The organism is Streptomyces sp. NPDC002580, assembly GCF_042889485.1.
Taxonomy (GTDB): Bacteria; Actinomycetota; Actinomycetes; order Streptomycetales; family Streptomycetaceae; genus Streptomyces.
The window spans coordinates 117,252-131,563 of record NZ_JBIAQZ010000014.1 but is presented as its reverse complement, the minus strand read 5'-3'; the positions used below and the strand labels follow the sequence as shown (position 1 = coordinate 131,563).

General features: G+C 71.2%; 14 protein-coding genes and 2 pseudogenes. 7 read left to right on the top strand and 9 right to left on the bottom strand.

Going from position 1 to position 14,312, the window contains the following annotated elements; genetic code table 11:
• Positions 1–126 precede the first annotated feature (126 nt).
• On the top strand, positions 127–438 hold the full coding sequence (locus ACFYW7_RS34305) for a hypothetical protein (protein WP_389509678.1): 312 nt from the start codon (positions 127–129) through the stop codon (positions 436–438).
• A 183-nt stretch (positions 439–621) separates the two neighbouring features.
• Here the strand turns inward: ACFYW7_RS34305 and ACFYW7_RS34300 are convergent, their stop codons facing one another.
• A complete protein-coding gene (locus ACFYW7_RS34300; protein ID WP_389509676.1) occupies positions 622–1,317 on the bottom strand; it encodes a hypothetical protein in 696 nt (231 codons plus the stop codon).
• 74 nt (positions 1,318–1,391) lie between these two features.
• The gene (locus ACFYW7_RS34295; protein ID WP_389509674.1) at positions 1,392–4,574 is read right to left on the bottom strand and encodes a CHAT domain-containing protein; all 3,183 of its coding nucleotides are present in this window, start codon (positions 4,572–4,574) and stop codon (positions 1,392–1,394) included.
• A gap of 391 nt (positions 4,575–4,965) precedes the next feature.
• On the opposite strand from ACFYW7_RS34295, the gene ACFYW7_RS34290 reads away from it, so the two are divergent.
• Positions 4,966–5,130, top strand: coding sequence for a hypothetical protein (locus tag ACFYW7_RS34290; RefSeq protein WP_389509672.1), 165 nt, complete (start codon positions 4,966–4,968; stop codon positions 5,128–5,130).
• Between the two features lie 475 nt (positions 5,131–5,605).
• Here ACFYW7_RS34290 and ACFYW7_RS34285 read toward each other — a convergent pair whose 3' ends face one another.
• Positions 5,606–7,336, bottom strand: coding sequence for a RecQ family ATP-dependent DNA helicase (locus ACFYW7_RS34285; protein WP_389509670.1), 1,731 nt, complete (start codon positions 7,334–7,336; stop codon positions 5,606–5,608).
• Between the two features lie 192 nt (positions 7,337–7,528).
• Here ACFYW7_RS34285 and ACFYW7_RS34280 point away from each other — a divergent pair.
• Positions 7,529–7,948 (top strand): annotated as a pseudogene (locus tag ACFYW7_RS34280) (transposase); the annotation flags it as partial.
• 71 nt (positions 7,949–8,019) lie between these two features.
• Here the strand turns inward: ACFYW7_RS34280 and ACFYW7_RS34275 are convergent.
• A complete protein-coding gene (locus tag ACFYW7_RS34275) occupies positions 8,020–8,652 on the bottom strand; it encodes a TetR/AcrR family transcriptional regulator (RefSeq protein ID WP_389509668.1) in 633 nt (210 codons plus the stop codon).
• A 62-nt stretch (positions 8,653–8,714) separates the two neighbouring features.
• Here ACFYW7_RS34275 and ACFYW7_RS34270 point away from each other — a divergent pair, with 62 nt between their 5' ends.
• Together ACFYW7_RS34270 and ACFYW7_RS34265 are read left to right on the top strand one after the other, a co-directional pair.
• Positions 8,715–9,005, top strand: coding sequence for a hypothetical protein (locus ACFYW7_RS34270; RefSeq protein WP_389509666.1), 291 nt, complete (start codon positions 8,715–8,717; stop codon positions 9,003–9,005).
• Between the two features lie 95 nt (positions 9,006–9,100).
• Positions 9,101–9,370, top strand: a complete 270-nt coding sequence (locus ACFYW7_RS34265) for a transposase domain-containing protein (protein ID WP_389509664.1) — start codon at positions 9,101–9,103, stop codon at positions 9,368–9,370.
• On the opposite strand, the pseudogene ACFYW7_RS34260 reads toward ACFYW7_RS34265, so the two are convergent.
• The 5 genes and pseudogenes from ACFYW7_RS34260 to ACFYW7_RS34240 form a co-directional block, all read right to left on the bottom strand.
• Positions 9,352–9,821 (bottom strand): annotated as a pseudogene (locus ACFYW7_RS34260) (transposase family protein); the annotation flags it as partial. The gene ACFYW7_RS34265 and the pseudogene ACFYW7_RS34260 sit on opposite strands and share 19 nt — an antisense overlap.
• A 98-nt stretch (positions 9,822–9,919) precedes the next feature.
• Positions 9,920–10,573: a hypothetical protein gene (locus ACFYW7_RS34255; RefSeq protein WP_389509662.1), complete on the bottom strand. Its 654-nt coding sequence runs from the start codon at positions 10,571–10,573 to the stop codon at positions 9,920–9,922.
• A gap of 88 nt (positions 10,574–10,661) precedes the next feature.
• Entirely contained in the window at positions 10,662–11,360 is a 699-nt protein-coding gene (locus ACFYW7_RS34250; RefSeq protein WP_389509661.1) for a hypothetical protein, read from the bottom strand.
• A 139-nt stretch (positions 11,361–11,499) separates the two neighbouring features.
• Positions 11,500–12,411: a hypothetical protein gene (locus ACFYW7_RS34245; RefSeq protein ID WP_389509659.1), complete on the bottom strand. Its 912-nt coding sequence runs from the start codon at positions 12,409–12,411 to the stop codon at positions 11,500–11,502.
• The gene (locus tag ACFYW7_RS34240; RefSeq protein WP_389509756.1) at positions 12,404–12,973 is read right to left on the bottom strand and encodes an RNA polymerase sigma factor; all 570 of its coding nucleotides are present in this window, start codon (positions 12,971–12,973) and stop codon (positions 12,404–12,406) included. The genes ACFYW7_RS34245 and ACFYW7_RS34240 overlap by 8 nt, the downstream gene beginning before the upstream one ends.
• Positions 12,974–13,205: 232 nt before the next feature.
• On the opposite strand from ACFYW7_RS34240, the gene ACFYW7_RS34235 reads away from it, so the two are divergent.
• Positions 13,206–13,559 carry a transposase gene (locus tag ACFYW7_RS34235; RefSeq protein WP_389509657.1) on the top strand — a complete coding sequence of 118 codons (354 nt, stop codon included), beginning with the start codon at positions 13,206–13,208 and terminating at the stop codon, positions 13,557–13,559.
• Between the two features lie 126 nt (positions 13,560–13,685).
• Entirely contained in the window at positions 13,686–14,030 is a 345-nt protein-coding gene (locus ACFYW7_RS34230; RefSeq protein ID WP_389509655.1) for a hypothetical protein, read from the top strand.
• The last annotated feature ends 282 nt before the right edge of the window (positions 14,031–14,312 follow it).

Below are 14,312 nucleotides of genomic sequence, written 5' to 3'. Positions count from 1 at the left end.
GGCACACGGTCGATCGAACCACTCATCGTTCACCGCATCCTCCGAGCCGTCGACGCCTCCCTCGTCATCGCCCGGGACCCCCACCACGACGGCGCCCCGCTGTCCTACGGCACCTCTGACCCCGACGTGGTACCCGCCTTGGTCATCGCCTTCTCCATCGATAGACCCAGCCACCGCCCCGGTCACGTCACCGTCGAAGCCCTGCAGCAGCTCGACGGCAGCCTCCCGCGCGGCTACCGGACCGGCGACCGTTCCTGCAACGACCAGAAGCCGGAGAACTTCCAGCTTCCGATCCGGGCCATGGGCTACGAGCCCGTCCACGACTACGCCAAAGACCAGCTCGGCATCCAGGCGGGCTTCGCCGGGGCCGAACTCGTCGAGGACAACGGGTACTGCCCCCCACGTCCAAGAGCCTCAAGGACGCCACCAAGGATCTGATCTCCGAGAAAATCGACAAGCAGACCTGGATCGATCGTCTCCGCGCCCGCGCCGCCTGCCTCTTCGTGCCCAAGCAACGCCCCCACGCCCGCGGGCTCACCCCCGTGCCGCGGCCAGAAGACCGTCACGGTCGAGAAGACGGGCAGAAGGAGCGCGGCGAACAATGCGGTTCGGCTGAACCGTTCAGCCGGAGTGGAGGGCGCGCTCGATCTTCCGCCTGCCGAGCAGCGGGATCGCGCCCTGCCAACCGCGCACCGTGACCTTCGCCCGCAAGGTCACCTGCAGGCTCCCGGGCACAGCCTCGTCCGAGAAGCGAGCCAGGACGCGCAGCAGGCGGTCGACTCGCAGCGGGGCCACGCCGACGCGCTGGAACGTCCACTTGGCCAACTGCATGTCCTTCCCGCTTGCCAGCAGGGTCGGGAAGTAGACGTCCTGCTCGCTGCTGCGCTCCAGAGCGGCTTCGGGAGCCAGCAGGGTCACACTCGTGTCGAAGGAGAGTCCGGCGGTGCCCCTTCTGGTCACCTTGACGGGCTGGTCCGAGACCTCGGAACCCGGGATGAGGTCGAGCACCCGGCCGGGCCGGACGGACAGACTCACGCTCAGCCACTCAAGCTCGCACTCGGGGTGCGGGTGCCCGACGCACAGCAACGGAATGTCGAGCACCGTCTCGCTTTCGGAAGCGGCGGCGTCCAGCTCGATGGGTCCCAGGCTCAGGGTGAACCGGTTGGCCTTGGCCAGTAGGCGCACCTCCTCGTCGAGGATGGCGGGGCCGGCGGCACGCTCGTTTAGGGCCGCCTCGTCCACCTCCAGGTCGAACTCGACGGGCGTCGGGCCTTCCCGCCACCCCGACTCTGTCGCTCCGCCGGATGCGTCCACCATTTCGCCTCTCACCCAGTCGAGTTGATCATTCGTCACGACACTGCCACCGCATCCTGGTGCTACCCGGCGCAGAATCACGTCCAATCCCCCACGGCCGTAAACGGTCCCCAATGGTAGAAGTGCTGTCGCGGGTCCGTCCCACCGGCCGAGTCGAGGGCGGCCCGGTGCAGGGCCAAGGGTGCGCCCGCGCCGGCTCGCAACTCCCGGTGAAAGGCCATGAGCAGTTCGGCTGCGGCGTCGTCGGCGACCTGCCACTGGCTGACCACGACACACGAACTGCCGCCGAGGAGCAGGGCCCGGGCGAGGCCCACTGGTTCGTCCCCCGGGCGCTGCTCGTTGACGCCGGTCTCGCAACCGCTGAGCACTACCGTTCCGCAGGCGGAGGTCTGTTCACCGAGCAGGGCGGATGCGTGCAGTCGGCCGTCCGCGAGTTCCATGCCACGTTCAAAGCCGTTGCCGGCGGACAGAACACCGTGGGCGGCGAGGTGCACCAGGCCGTCCTCGCGCAAGGCCGCGCGCACCCGGGCCAGCGTGACCTCCTCCTCCAATTCGGCGCGCAGGTCGAGGAGTTCGGCCACAGTCTGGGCCTCGTGCGCCGCGCGGGGCAGGTTGCCGCGCGGGTCGCCGAACACGGCTGCTCGTCCCCGTCTGGCGTCGGCCGCCCGCCGGGTCCTGTGCCACAGTCCGTGCAGAACGGCTGCCGAGGGCGCGTAGCACACGGGGTTGCGAAGCAGCAGCGGGACCCCGTCCACGGGCAGGGTGTGCAGCGGCAGTTCGTGCAGGACGCCGTGAGGAAGCAGATGGACGAAGTCCCCGGGATCCGACCACTCGGCCAGCGGGTCCACCAGTGGTGCCAGGCGGTGCCAGTCGCCGACGTCGCCGTCGCAGTCCTCCATCATCATCCGGACCCCGCCCGGCACCCGGAACCACATCCGGGCCTGCTCAGTGATCTCGGAGTACCGCAGCGGCACCACGGCGAGACGGGGTTCGTCCCAGTCCGAGCGCAGTCCGTACACCAGCGTGCCGGCGGGGACGCAGCGGTACTGCGCGAGTAACACCCGCCGCCCGTCCGCGCGTTGCTCCTCCCTGGCGAGCGCCGCCCGCATCTGGGCCACGGTCACGGGGCCGGGCAGCGGGGCGATCCGGCCGGCCTGCCCGGCGGCGGACCCGCCGAGCGCCTCGACTCCGTCGAGCAGTGCCCGGGCTTTGGCCCGTTCGAGCCAGAGCAGGGCGGCGGAGGCGTCGCCCAGGCGGTACTGGTGGAGTTCGAAGCCCAGCCGGTAGACCTCTTCTTTCCCTCGCACGGCGGCCATCCTGGCGTCCTGCGCCTGTTCGGGGGCGGTGCCCGCGACCGCGGCCTTCGACCGCAGTCCGTCGATCGCGACTGCGGCGGTGGCGAGGAACTCGGCACTCGCCGTCCAACGCTGCCGACGGATCTCGGGGTCAGGGTTACGGTCCCCGGACTCCAGGGCGTTGACCGCCCGGTGGTAGGGACCGCGCCATGCCTCGCCCGCGTAGTCGGCCCGGCGGCGCAGCTCGGACGCCTCTGCCAGCAGGGCGTCGGTCTCCTTGTGGACGTCGATTCCCGTGCGGCCGCCCTGTATCAGGGTGAGGGCAGCGAACGAGAGGGTGTCGGCCAGCAGAGGTCCCAGGCCGTAGCCGCGGCAGACCTGCTCGGCAAGCACCAGATACCGGACACACCCGTCCCAGTCCTGGCGGAAGAAGGCGTCCTGGTGCTGGAGGTGGCAGAGCTTGACCATCTGGACGTGGGCGGTGAGGTCGGGCGGTGCCTGCCCGATGAGTTGCTCCGCCGCCGCGAACCGTCGCTCGATCTCTGCCGGGGACGACACGGGGGCGCCCCGTTGCGCGGCGACGGCCGCGGTCCATGCCGCCGCCGCCAGACACTGGGCTTCCTCCAGGGGTATGCCCTGTCTGTGCGCTGTGTCCGCGCCCCGCAGCAGGACGGACACCGCGGCTCCAGGATCGGTGTCCGTCAGGTGGGTACCCAGGAGCAGGTCCGCGTCCGCGGCCAGTGGGGACGGCTCGTCTGCTGGCGCGTCGTCGAGCTCGCGCAGGGTCGCTGCGGCGTCCTGGGTCAAGCCCATCAGTGAGAGCGCCGCACTGCGCTGCACCGCCCGGCTGACGGGCTCCTGTATCCAGCCTGAGTGCCTGGCAGTGTGGAGTTCCACCTGGCCGAGGTCGCCGCGCCGGGTGAGATCCTCCAGGACCGCCGCCGCGTGGACGCTCTCACCAACCCACGTCCTCGACCACCCGGTCAGGTTCCGGGCGCGGACTCGGTGCCGCTCGGCCCGGGCCGCGTCCCCGCGGACCAGGTACCAGCGCAACATTGCGTGACGGATCACCAGTTCGATGCCGACATCGCCGCCGTCGCGGAATCCGCGGAGGGCGGCCCGGGCCAGGTCCTCGCCTGCCGAGACACCGTATTTCAGCAGTAGGTCCGCTGCCATCCACCGCGCCCGGGCCGAGGCCATGAGGCCGCCACCCGCCCGGATGCGCTGCGCCACCGCTTGCAGCGCATGTACTTGGGCGGCCCAGGATTCCGGCGGCGGAGACACACTGTCGAATTCGGTCGCCGCGAGGGCTTCCTCCAAGTCAACCTCAGCCTGGAGGAGGTCGCTCTCGGCCACGGACCACAGGTCACCCCGAGCCCGGGCGGTCTCCCTCGCCGACCGAAGCCACTCCGTCGCGGCCGTCGAATCGGCCGGCGCCTGGCGCAGCAACCGGAATGCGCTGCGCTGCACCCGTTCGGCGCGCCGTGGTGGCCCCGCCCGCTGGCACAGCCGTACGGCGGTTCTTGCGTCGCGCAGTGCCTCCTCGCGGCGCGCCGTCCGCCCTCCTTCGAGGGGGAACAGCACCGCACTGACCAGGAAGGCGAATTCGGCTGCCGCGGCCCGGTCGGCCAGGGGGGTCAAGAGGCCGTCCGCCGTCCCCCGTGCCTCGGCAAGCAGATCGGCCGCGAGCGCCGGCACGGCTGCGGGGTCCTGGGCAAAGAGCGCCGGAAAGCGCGTCCAAAGGCCAGCCGCGTCCGATGGGGCGAAACGCCCCTCGGCCCGCCGGGCCATGGCAGCCGCCGCTCCGACTAGCCCCCGCTCCAGCAGTGAGCGCAGGACGGCTGTCCAGGCCCCTGCATCGCGCAGCAACGACTCCTCGCCACGCTCCTCAAGTATCCGCTCCAGCGCGCGGTACCGCCGTTGGTCCAGCAGGACCTCAAGGTCCGCTGCGTCTGCTGTTCCCACTCGCACCGACGCGTCCTCCACCTTCCAGGGGACCGAAGGGGTCCGAACGGCGCCCGCCCGCACGGGCCGCCGACTGTGCTCACGCTGCCTCGGCCGGGCTGCCCCTCCGAACTCGCCCACGGGGCAGGTCGATCTGCCTGTCCCCTGGCCTCGCAGCGACGTCGGTCATGCGGCTCGGTCCTCCTGATCGGTCTGGGATCGCGTTTCCCGGATGATCTGTTCGGACTCGGCGGGCGGTTTCCCGTCAGCTCCGCAGACCCGCGGCAACCGACACGGTCCCGTTGATCACGAAATCCTTCGTGACCCGCGCGGTCGGCTTGCCCGTCTCGGTGATGATCCGCACGCCCCCTCTCTCACGGAAGCCCGCGTCGGACGTCCGCTCTTGCCTGCCATGATCCTCAACTTCCCCCGCGATCAAGGTCTCTACGCCGAACCGGCCGTATGGAACTCATCGACGGCTGCCACCTCAAAGCACCTCCTTGAGCACCTCGGCATCGGCGCCCTCATCGGACTGCCCAAACTCCCGTCCGGCCGGGAGACCCATGACCTCACCTAACGCCGACCAACTCGCCCGCAGAAGCCTCCGTACGAGGAACGCCCCTCCGGTCAGGGCAGCCGGCGACCCCGAGGTGCGGGCGCCGACCCACGCCAGGCGGTCGCCGGCATCGGTCTTTCGGGTCCCCGAGAAGTGAGCAGCGCACGGAGGCGACCGTCTGGTACTGCAACGGTGTTTAGAGAAAAGGAAACCACTGGTGAAGAAGTTCAAGCAGCAGTTCATCACCTGGCCCGAGGTCAGGCAGTTCGTAGTCATGGTGGCAGGCGGCGCACTCGCTTCAGCCATCAGTTTCTGGCTCGGGCTGAAGGGGTGAGGAAGGGCTTACGGGGCTCCCGGGAGTACGAGCCGGGCCCCGGCCTTGAGCGATGATGCCGCGGCGTGCCGGGCGGCCCGTCCCGTTGCGGGCCGTGGCGGGGATGTTGTCGGCATCGCGCGCCTGCCGGCGGGGGGCGGCTGTCTCCTCAGCGGGCAGCGGTCAGTTCCTCGTCGCGGTCGACGGCACCGGTGTCAGCAGGCCCCGCGCCTGGACGGCGGGGAGGGACAGGGTGCGATAGCCCACGCTCTCGAACAGGACGGTGATCCTGTTCCCCTCCTCGCTCATCACCTCGCCCTCGCCCCACGTCCTGTGTCCCACCCGCGTCCCGGGCGGGAAGGCGCCGTCGGACGCCACGGGCCCGAGCGGCTCAGGACCCGTACCGGACAGGATGTCCTCCGTCCGCAGGGGGGCCTCCTTCAACTCCTTGGTACGGGCGCAGGTGTCGCAGCCCGCGCAGTCGCCTTCCGCCAGGCTCTCCCCGAAGTATCCGAGCATGTGCCTGCGGCGGCAGCCGTTCGTCTCGGCGTACGCCCGCATCATCTCCACCCGGGAACGCTCCAGATCGACACGGGCGGAGGCGATCCGCACCGCCTCGCGGACGCAGGCGTCCCGCCGCGCCCCGGGCACGGCCGCGATGGCACCGCGCTTGCGCGTCGTCACGGCTCCGGCCTCCTCCAGCAGGTGCAGCATCGACGTCAGCGGGGTCGGAGACAGCCCGGTCCGTTCGCGCAGACCGGTGGCCGTGACCGGTTCCGGGTGCTCGCGCACCGCGTCGATCAGCCCGCCCAGTACCTCCGGGTCGGGGGGTGTGCCCGTCCGGAACCGCTGCACGCCGAGGTCCTCGGGCCGGTAGGCGAGGATCGCCGTCGACGCCTCTCCGTCGCGGCCCGCCCGGCCGATCTCCTGGTAGTACGTGTCGAGGGAACCGGGCACCGACGCGTGCAGCACGAAGCGGATGTTCGGCTTGTCGATGCCCATGCCGAACGCGGAGGTGGCGACGACCACGTCGAGTTCGCCGTCCCGGAAGCGGTCGTGCGTGCGGGAGCGCTCGGCCGCCGCCAGCCCCGCGTGATAGGCGGCGCTGTCGAATCCGAGCGCCGACAGCTCCCGGGCGTACTCCTCCGCCTCCCGCCGTGTTCCCGCGTAGACGATGCCCGGTTTGGCCTCGGCCGCGGCCCGCTCCACCACCCACCGGCGCTTGCCCGCGTTCTCCCGGTGCCGTACGACCTCCAGCGTGATGTTGCGGCGGTCGAACCCCGCGACCACCTCGTGCGCCTCGCGCATGCCGAGGCGCTCCACGATGTCGGCCCGCACGGGGGCCGCCGCGCTGGCGGTGAGGGCGAGAAGCGGAGGCCGGCCGATGCGTTCGCGGACATGGCACAGGGACAGGTAGTCGGGCCGGAAGTCGTATCCCCAGGAGGACACGCAGTGCGCCTCGTCGACCACCATCAACGCGGGGCCGGCCGCGGCGATCTGCTCCACCACCTCGTCCTTGGCGAGCTGCTCGGGCGAGACGAACAGGAAGTCCAGGCGGCCTTCGCGTACGCGCTCCCACACCGCCTCGTTGTCCCGCGGGCGCTGGGCGGAGTTGACGGCCGAGGCATCGGATCCCTCGATGCGGGCGAGATGGGCGACCTGGTCCCGCTGGAGGGCGATCAGGGGCGAGACCACGACGGTCGGCCCGTTCAGCAGCACCCCCGGCACCTGGTACACGGCGGACTTCCCGGCGCCGGTCGGCATCACCACGATGGTGTCGCGTCCCTCCATCACGGCTGTCATGGCGTCGAGCTGGGAGGGGCGCAGTCGCTCCCAGCCGAACACCTCGCGGGCGCAGCGGCGCAGACGTCTCCTGAGTGACCTGGTCTTGAAGTATCCGACCTTGGCACGCATGGCACTCCTGACGCCGTTCTCCGGTGAGTTCGGCGCTCGTGTACCCCCGAAAGGGACGGGAAACGTTCCGCTCGGGAGGAGTTGCGGTTCCTCGGAAGGTGCGGTTCCCGGCAGTGGCGGCTGTTCTGCCCGCCCCACGGCGGCGCCGGCGGACAGAAGTCGGTCCCGGACGGCCCCACCCGCCCGGCACCTGCCGCCCGCCAGGACTGGGACAAGATCGCGCGTGCCCTCAAGCCTGTCCACACCGCGGCGACCGAGGAGGCCGCACTCGATCGGTTCGCCGAGTTCGCCGACACCCGGGGAAAGAAGTACCCGGCGATCGTGCGGCTCTGGGAGAACGCAGGGGAAGAGTTCACCCCGTTCCTCTGCTTCGACACCGAGATCCGCCGCATCGTCTGCACGACGAACGCGATCGAGTCGGTCAACGCCCGCATCCGTCGGGCGGTCAAGGCCGGAGGGCACTTCCCCAACGAGCAGGCCGCGTCGAAGTGCGTCTACATGGCAATCATGTCGCTCGACCCCACCGGCAAGGGCCAGGCCCGCTGGACCATGCGCTGGAAGACCGCACTCAACGCCTTCGACATCACCTTCGACGGCCGCCTCTCAGCGGCCCGCCAGCAACCCCCACCACCCCAGTTACAGCACTCGTTTGACAGACCCCATCCCCGGTCTGGCGGCCAGGATCAGTTGAGCAGCAGTCGGCACCAGCTATCGGCGAGCCACCGCTCGAACCGCTCGGGCGGCCAGCCGCGGTCCTCGACCAGCAGGCAGTAGAACTCGGGCGAGTTGGTGGCCCAGATGACGTCGGCCACCTCCTCCAGGTCCAGTTCGTGGCGCAGCTGCCCCGTTGCGGCCAGGTCCCGGGCGAGCAGCCGCATGTTGTCCGCACGGCGCCGGGCGATGCCCTGCCAGACCTCCGCGGCCTCCGGCGGCCCCCCGCGGGCGACGCGCAGCAGCGGCGCCAGCCGGGCGTGCATCTCCCGGACGGCCCGCGCATAGCGGCGTAGTTTGCGGGCCGCGTCCGGCTCGGCACGCATTTCGCGCACGTAGCCGCGCTCGGCCGCCGGAACGGCGTCGTCGGTGCCGGAGATGGCGGACTCCACCAGTTGCAGGAACAGCGCCGGTTTGCGGCCCGCCACCGTGTAGACGGTGTCGACCGCGACGCCGGCGCACTCGGCGAGCTGCGCCATCGTGGTCGCCGCGTAGCCGTGTTCGGTGAACAGCCGCGTCGCCGCGTCCAGGATCGCCTGCCGGGTCGCCTGCGCCGCTGCTTGGCGACGGCTCATGTCGTACTGCCTCTTGACCTGTCTCTCCACACGAACGATGCTAGCCATATTCATCCGAAATAGCTTCGGTTGAATATGAAGGATGTGGTCCCGTGACGTACGCGTTCACCTTCGAGGTGCCGATCGACCCGGCCACCTACGCACGTATCAAGGAAGGGCTGGGGCCGGACAAGCCCCGGGGGCTGGTGGCCCATCTCGTCCACCGCACACCCGGCGGGCTGCGGTACACCGATGTCTGGGAGTCGGAGGCCGACTGGAAGAGGTTCGTCGAGGAACGTCTGCACCCGGTCGTGGACCAGGTGGTCACCGCGGCACTGGGTTTTCGTCCGCCCGAGCCCGCGGTTGAGCAGCTGGAGATGGTCGACGCCTGGATCGGCGGCTGACCGAGGGGGGGCCGGGGGCGGGGGGCCGGGGTAATGCAGTTGCTTTTGAGCTGGGCGGCCCGTTGCCCACGTCGTGGAAGGTCGGGGGGGGGCGGGTGCCGGTCGCGCATAGGGGTTTTGACGAAGGTCTTCCGCTGGGGTTGGTGGACGCGGCTGTCGCCAAGCACGATCGCGCCGAGCGGCAGCGGCGCCTGCTTTCGGCCCGACCGGTCGTGTACTTCGTGCTCGGCCTGCGCCTGTTCGCCCGGGAGTCGTGCGAGGAGGTGATACGGGTGCTGACCAGCAGAACACCCGGCAGTCGCGCCCTGGCCCGAGCCAACCGTTCCTCACTGAGCCCTTTCCCACCTCAGGTCGAGGCGTGGTGAAGGACGACGACGGCCTTCACCATGCTGGTGATCAGGTTGGTGCCGCAGCGGAGCTTGCGTAGCAGGCGCCGGCCCTTCAGGACGGCCACGGCCTGCTCGCCGAGGCACCGGATTTCGGCGTGGGTGCTGTTGTACCGGTCGCTTCCGGCGCTTGAGCCGGTGGCCCCGGAAAGGTACGCGGACATGGCGGCCGGCTCCTTGGTACGCCTTGTCCGCCCAGCACTTCAATCCTGCCGTTGCGGGCGCGTCGATGATGCCGTGTTCGTGCACGGCGGTCAGGTCGTGGGTGGAGCCGGGCGGGGCCGCAAAAGCCCACAGCGGTCGGCCGAAGGGATCCGTGACGCATGGACGTTCATGCCGGGGCGCTTGTGTTTTCCGGAGCAGTACGGGGTGTCGGCGGCGATCCGGCCGATGGGCAGGAGGTGCCGTCCAGAAGCGCGTACGCCGTCGTCCGGAGTACCGATCTGGTTGGCTGCTCTCGATGCTGTCGCCATGGTGGTCATCGTTGTGCTGTGCGCTACCGGCCCGAGGCACTCGGCGGTCCGGTCCTCACAAGTCGATCAGTTCCTGTCGTGGCTCCCGCGGCGGTCCCGCGTCCTCACGCCGGGCCGCCGCGCGCCGTACGAACCACGGAACACCGGCGCCGAGAGCCAAGCCCACCGCGAGTCCGGGCAGCATCCACCGCGCCCGGTCCACCGCGTCCGGCTCCGCCACGGCGGCCACCGCCGCGGGCCGGGAACCGAACAGCCTCCCCTCCTGCGCCAGTTGCCCGAACATCGCGCTCGGCGCCCGATGCCAGCGGATGTCGTCGTCCACCACGTCGGGCGAGGGATCCGACCGCACCCACAGCGTTCCGTCCGGCGTGAGGAACAGCTGGTCCTGGCGCTCGACGGCGACATCGCCGCCGGGCGCCCGACTGGTCTGCGGCCAGCCCCCGACACCGGTCAGCCCCCAGATCACGGTGACCCTCACCTCGGGAAAACGGCCGTGCGTCCACGCTTCGGGCACCCTCTCGGTCCCCGTGTACCGGGGCGACAGCAGCCGCCACAGCCGTCCGAAGTCCCGCTCCCCGGCGTGCAGCGTGGTCGTCCGCCCCGTGTCGCCCGCGATGACCAGGGCCATGTCCGGGCTGTCGCCCTTACCGAGCCCCCAGGCACCCGCCGAGGCAGGGGCCTGTGCTGCGCCGAGCGCGGCCAATGCCATGGACCCGAGTAACAGGACCCGCACCCCGTTCCTGATCCGTTCGACCCGGCCCCTCATATGTCCCCCCCTCCCTCGATCCGGCTGGCACCTACACGTCCCGCAGCTCCTGTCGGGGCTCCCCCTTGTGAGGCCGTCGTATCCGGGCCAGCACGGCTCCTGCCGCCGCCCCGGGTATCGCCCACCACCAGTCGGTGCCGTCGCCGGTCGCGGCGGCGGTCCTCGTGCGGGACCGAGCGGTGGACGTGGACGTGGATGTGGACGTGGGCGACGGATCGGCACTCGTGCCCTCCGGTGTCTGCCGGGGACCTGGGTGGATTCCTCCGGCGCCCTGCGCCTTCAGCCTGCCCAGGATTCCCAGCTTCTTGAGCAGCGTCCGCACCTTGGCCGGCTGCCGGGCCTTGTGCCAGTAGCTGTCCATGGTCGTCATGTCGGTCGTGGTGTTGATCCAGACGTCCTCGCTCCACGAAGCGTCCGGATGGACGCGGTCCACCCGCCAGGGCAACACGTCATGGGCCATCCAGGTCACACTGACCTGGGGTCCGTCGGCCGCGCCGAGCCCCGGCAGCTCCACCTCGCGGCTGTCCGAGTCCGCCCCGCCCAGAAGCCGCATCAACTCGCCGTACTCCTTGTCCGAGTGGTACAGCGCCGCGCTCTCCGCGCTCTCCGGCGAGACCAGCAGCACACTCATCGATCCGCCGGCCAGGGCGGACGGTGCCGCCAGCAGCACGACCGCCAGAGCCGATACCAATACCCCTGTAGCAGTGAGCAGTTCACGAAGTCTGCGCATGGAACCCCCGAACCGGCCGGCCGATCGACGTGCGGTCCGCCCTCACGTCGTCTGTCACTTCTGGTACACCGCCCGACCGGCCGGGGTTCCCACCCGGTGCCCGCGCATTCCGAGCCGTGCCCGGAGACGGCGGACCCGGCTACTTCAGCGACCTGGCGATCTCCAGTGCCCGGGCCTTCGAGGACACTCCCTCCAGCCGGAGCGTCACGTCGCCGTCGTGCATCCACAGCAGCGTGGGTCCGGCGGTCCGCTCGGAGCGGGTGAAGCGGCCGCCGTCCGGGTCGACGAGCCAGAAGCTCAGACGATGCGGCCTCGGGAACCACAGCGCCGGATCGCCGAACTCCTCGTCACCGTCCAGGCGCAGCCACTGCGGCGGCTCCCGCACCGTCTTGGTGAAGCCGATGTCCAGCCGCGCCGGATACGCGTCGATCCGGACCGTGCGCCCGTGCTCGATCCAGCACAGGCTCATCAACAGCCGGCCTCGCGGTTCGGGTGTCACCGTCACCGCGTCCGGCGCCCCGAGGGCGTCGGGCACGAGGGGCTCGAACCCGGCCCGCCGTCCGGCCTGAGCCAGGGTCAGCGAGGGCCCGGGGCAGCCCGGCACCCGGGCCCCGGCCGAGGGCACCGCCGACGGGTCGTAGCGCACCTCGACCCCGCCGAAGCCGAACCAGTCGACGACCGCCGCCCGCACCGGGGGCGTGAGCACCAGGACCGCCAGCACTCCGCACAGGCCCGCGGTGAGGGCCCGCCGGCGGGCCCTCACCCAGCGGCGCACCGCGCGCAGCCGCTCGCGGGGCCCCGGAGTCCCGGGCGGTGGGAGCGGGATCCCCTCCCGCCGCCCGGAAGGCGCGGGCGGTACCCCCATCGCGAGTATGTCCTCCAGTACCCGCTCGACCATCGACTCCTCGCCGTCGGCCCCCGGACCGTCCAGCGACCGCCCGAGCGCCCCCAGTTCGTCCGGCAGCCGGGAGACGTCCGCACGGGCTCGCCGGGCCCGCTCGCGGCCGGACTCCGCGCCGCCGGCGCCTCCGTCCCCATACGACTCACTCATGCTCGTCACCCCCTTCCCGAGGCTCCCGAGGTTCGAAGGCGGGCAGCAGCCGGCCCAGCTTGCGCAGGGCGCGGTTGAGCCGGGACTTCACCGTGCCGCGCGGCCAGCCCAGGGCCTGGGCCGTCTCCGGTTCGTCCATCTCCAGGAGATAGCGGTACGTGACGACGAGGCGGTGGTCCTCGCTCAGCTGCTCCAGAGCCGCCAGCAGCGCGGAGCGCCGTTCCGACTCCAGCGCCGCGACCGCCGGGTCCGCCGATTCTGGTATCAGCGGCGCCGCCTTCGCCAGCGCCGCCTCCCGACCGGCCAGTGTCCGCTGACGCACCGCCGTCCGCGCGATGTTCCTCGTCTCATTGGCGACGATCGACAGCAGCCAGGGCTTGAACGCCGAACCGTCCCGGAAGCGCCCCAGCGAGCAGTACGCCTTGATGAAGGCCTGCTGCACCACGTCCTCCGCGTCCGCGCCCGCTCCGAGCGCCCTGGCCGCCCTGATCGCGATGCCCGTGTGGGCACGGACCAGCTCCGCGTACGCCTCCGGCTCCCCGGCGCGTACCCGTGCGATCACCACGGCCTCGTCGACGACGATGCGGCCCCCCTCCCGCGTCCTCACACTCTTGCTACACCGCCCGCGGCCCATCGGTTCCCACCCGCGGCACATCTGTTTCCGGCCAGTTCCGGAGCGGGCCCCTGCGCCTGAGGGAATGGTGAACATGGCCTCTGGCAATCCTCGCGTGTCCCTCCCCTCGTAGCGTGGAGTCCGTGATTGCAGGGGAAGTTGAGGTTGAAGCTTCCCCTTGATGTCGGACACCTGGAGACTGGGACGTGAGGTTCCAGGGGAAGTAGTGCCAGGTAGGAAGCAAGAGCAACCGCAGCAGGCGGTATACGGAGGAGTTCAAGCGGGACGCGGTCGTGCTGGTCGGTCTTCCGGGAAGACCGTCACCGAGGTAGCCCGGGAGATCGGGGTCAGTGCCGAGGGGCTGCGGAACTGGGTCAAGCGGGATGCGGTCGACCGCGGGCAGGGGGTTCCGGGCGAGCTGACGAGCACGGAGCGGGAAGAGCTGCGGCGGCTGCGGCGGCAGAACCGTGAGCAGGCGGAGACGATCGAGGTGCTGCGAAAAGCGGCGGTCTTCTTCGCGTCAATGCCAAAGTAGGGGACACCGGCACCCGGGTGGCGCCGGAGTGGCAGGACCGGCGGGGTTGGCTCTCTTTTTCGCTGCCCCGCATGGTGGCTTGTCCTTGATGTGCCGCCGGCAGGCGCGGGCGCCACCGCCTCGAACATGAACGGGCCGTTCACCACCGGCACCGGCCCCGCCTGGAGCCCGGCCGCCGACCGCGCCGTCAGGGAAGTGATCAGCCCCGGCGAGATCTCCTGGATCGAGACCCAGAACGGACGCCGGCGCACCGAGGGCTGGTTCACCTCCGATCCCACGCCCGCCGACCCGAACCAGGGCTGGCACCTGTACACGGTCCCGGACTATTCCTCCCCGCAGCTCGCCGACCGCGTCCACCAGCGCACCGGCCCGCTCACCGCGGCCGAGCTGGCGCGCTGCCGCTCCGACCGCCCCTCCGCCGAGACCCCCAACGGCGCGGGCGCCCCGGCAGCCGGAGCCGACCGTGGCTGACACGCCCCCACTCACCCGCGTACCGAACGAAACGGACATCACCCCATGCCGGCGACCCGCCGACCGGGCCGGCGCCGCTGGGCACCGCCGGCCGCGCTGACCGCGCTCTGCGGACTCCTGGCCCTTGCCCACCCCGCCACCGCCGCCACCGGCCGCTGCTCCAAGGGCTCGCGGCGGGGGGGGGGGCCCCCCCGGCCGCGGGGGGGCCCGCCGCCCCCCCCCGGAGCCCCCCCCCCAACACAGAACACACACACCCGCCCCGCCCCCCCGGGGGCCCCGCAG

Coding starts and splice junctions, on each gene's coding strand:
- ACFYW7_RS34300 (WP_389509676.1), bottom strand. CDS start 1,317: ATGGTGGACGCATCCGGCGGAGCGACAGAGTCGGGGTGGCGGGAAGGC.
- ACFYW7_RS34290 (WP_389509672.1), top strand. CDS start 4,966: ATGATCCTCAACTTCCCCCGCGATCAAGGTCTCTACGCCGAACCGGCC.
- ACFYW7_RS34285 (WP_389509670.1), bottom strand. CDS start 7,336: ATGCGTGCCAAGGTCGGATACTTCAAGACCAGGTCACTCAGGAGACGT.
- ACFYW7_RS34255 (WP_389509662.1), bottom strand. CDS start 10,573: ATGGCATTGGCCGCGCTCGGCGCAGCACAGGCCCCTGCCTCGGCGGGT.
- ACFYW7_RS34250 (WP_389509661.1), bottom strand. CDS start 11,360: ATGCGCAGACTTCGTGAACTGCTCACTGCTACAGGGGTATTGGTATCG.
- ACFYW7_RS34245 (WP_389509659.1), bottom strand. CDS start 12,411: ATGAGTGAGTCGTATGGGGACGGAGGCGCCGGCGGCGCGGAGTCCGGC.
- ACFYW7_RS34235 (WP_389509657.1), top strand. CDS start 13,206: ATGTCGGACACCTGGAGACTGGGACGTGAGGTTCCAGGGGAAGTAGTG.
- ACFYW7_RS34230 (WP_389509655.1), top strand. CDS start 13,686: ATGAACGGGCCGTTCACCACCGGCACCGGCCCCGCCTGGAGCCCGGCC.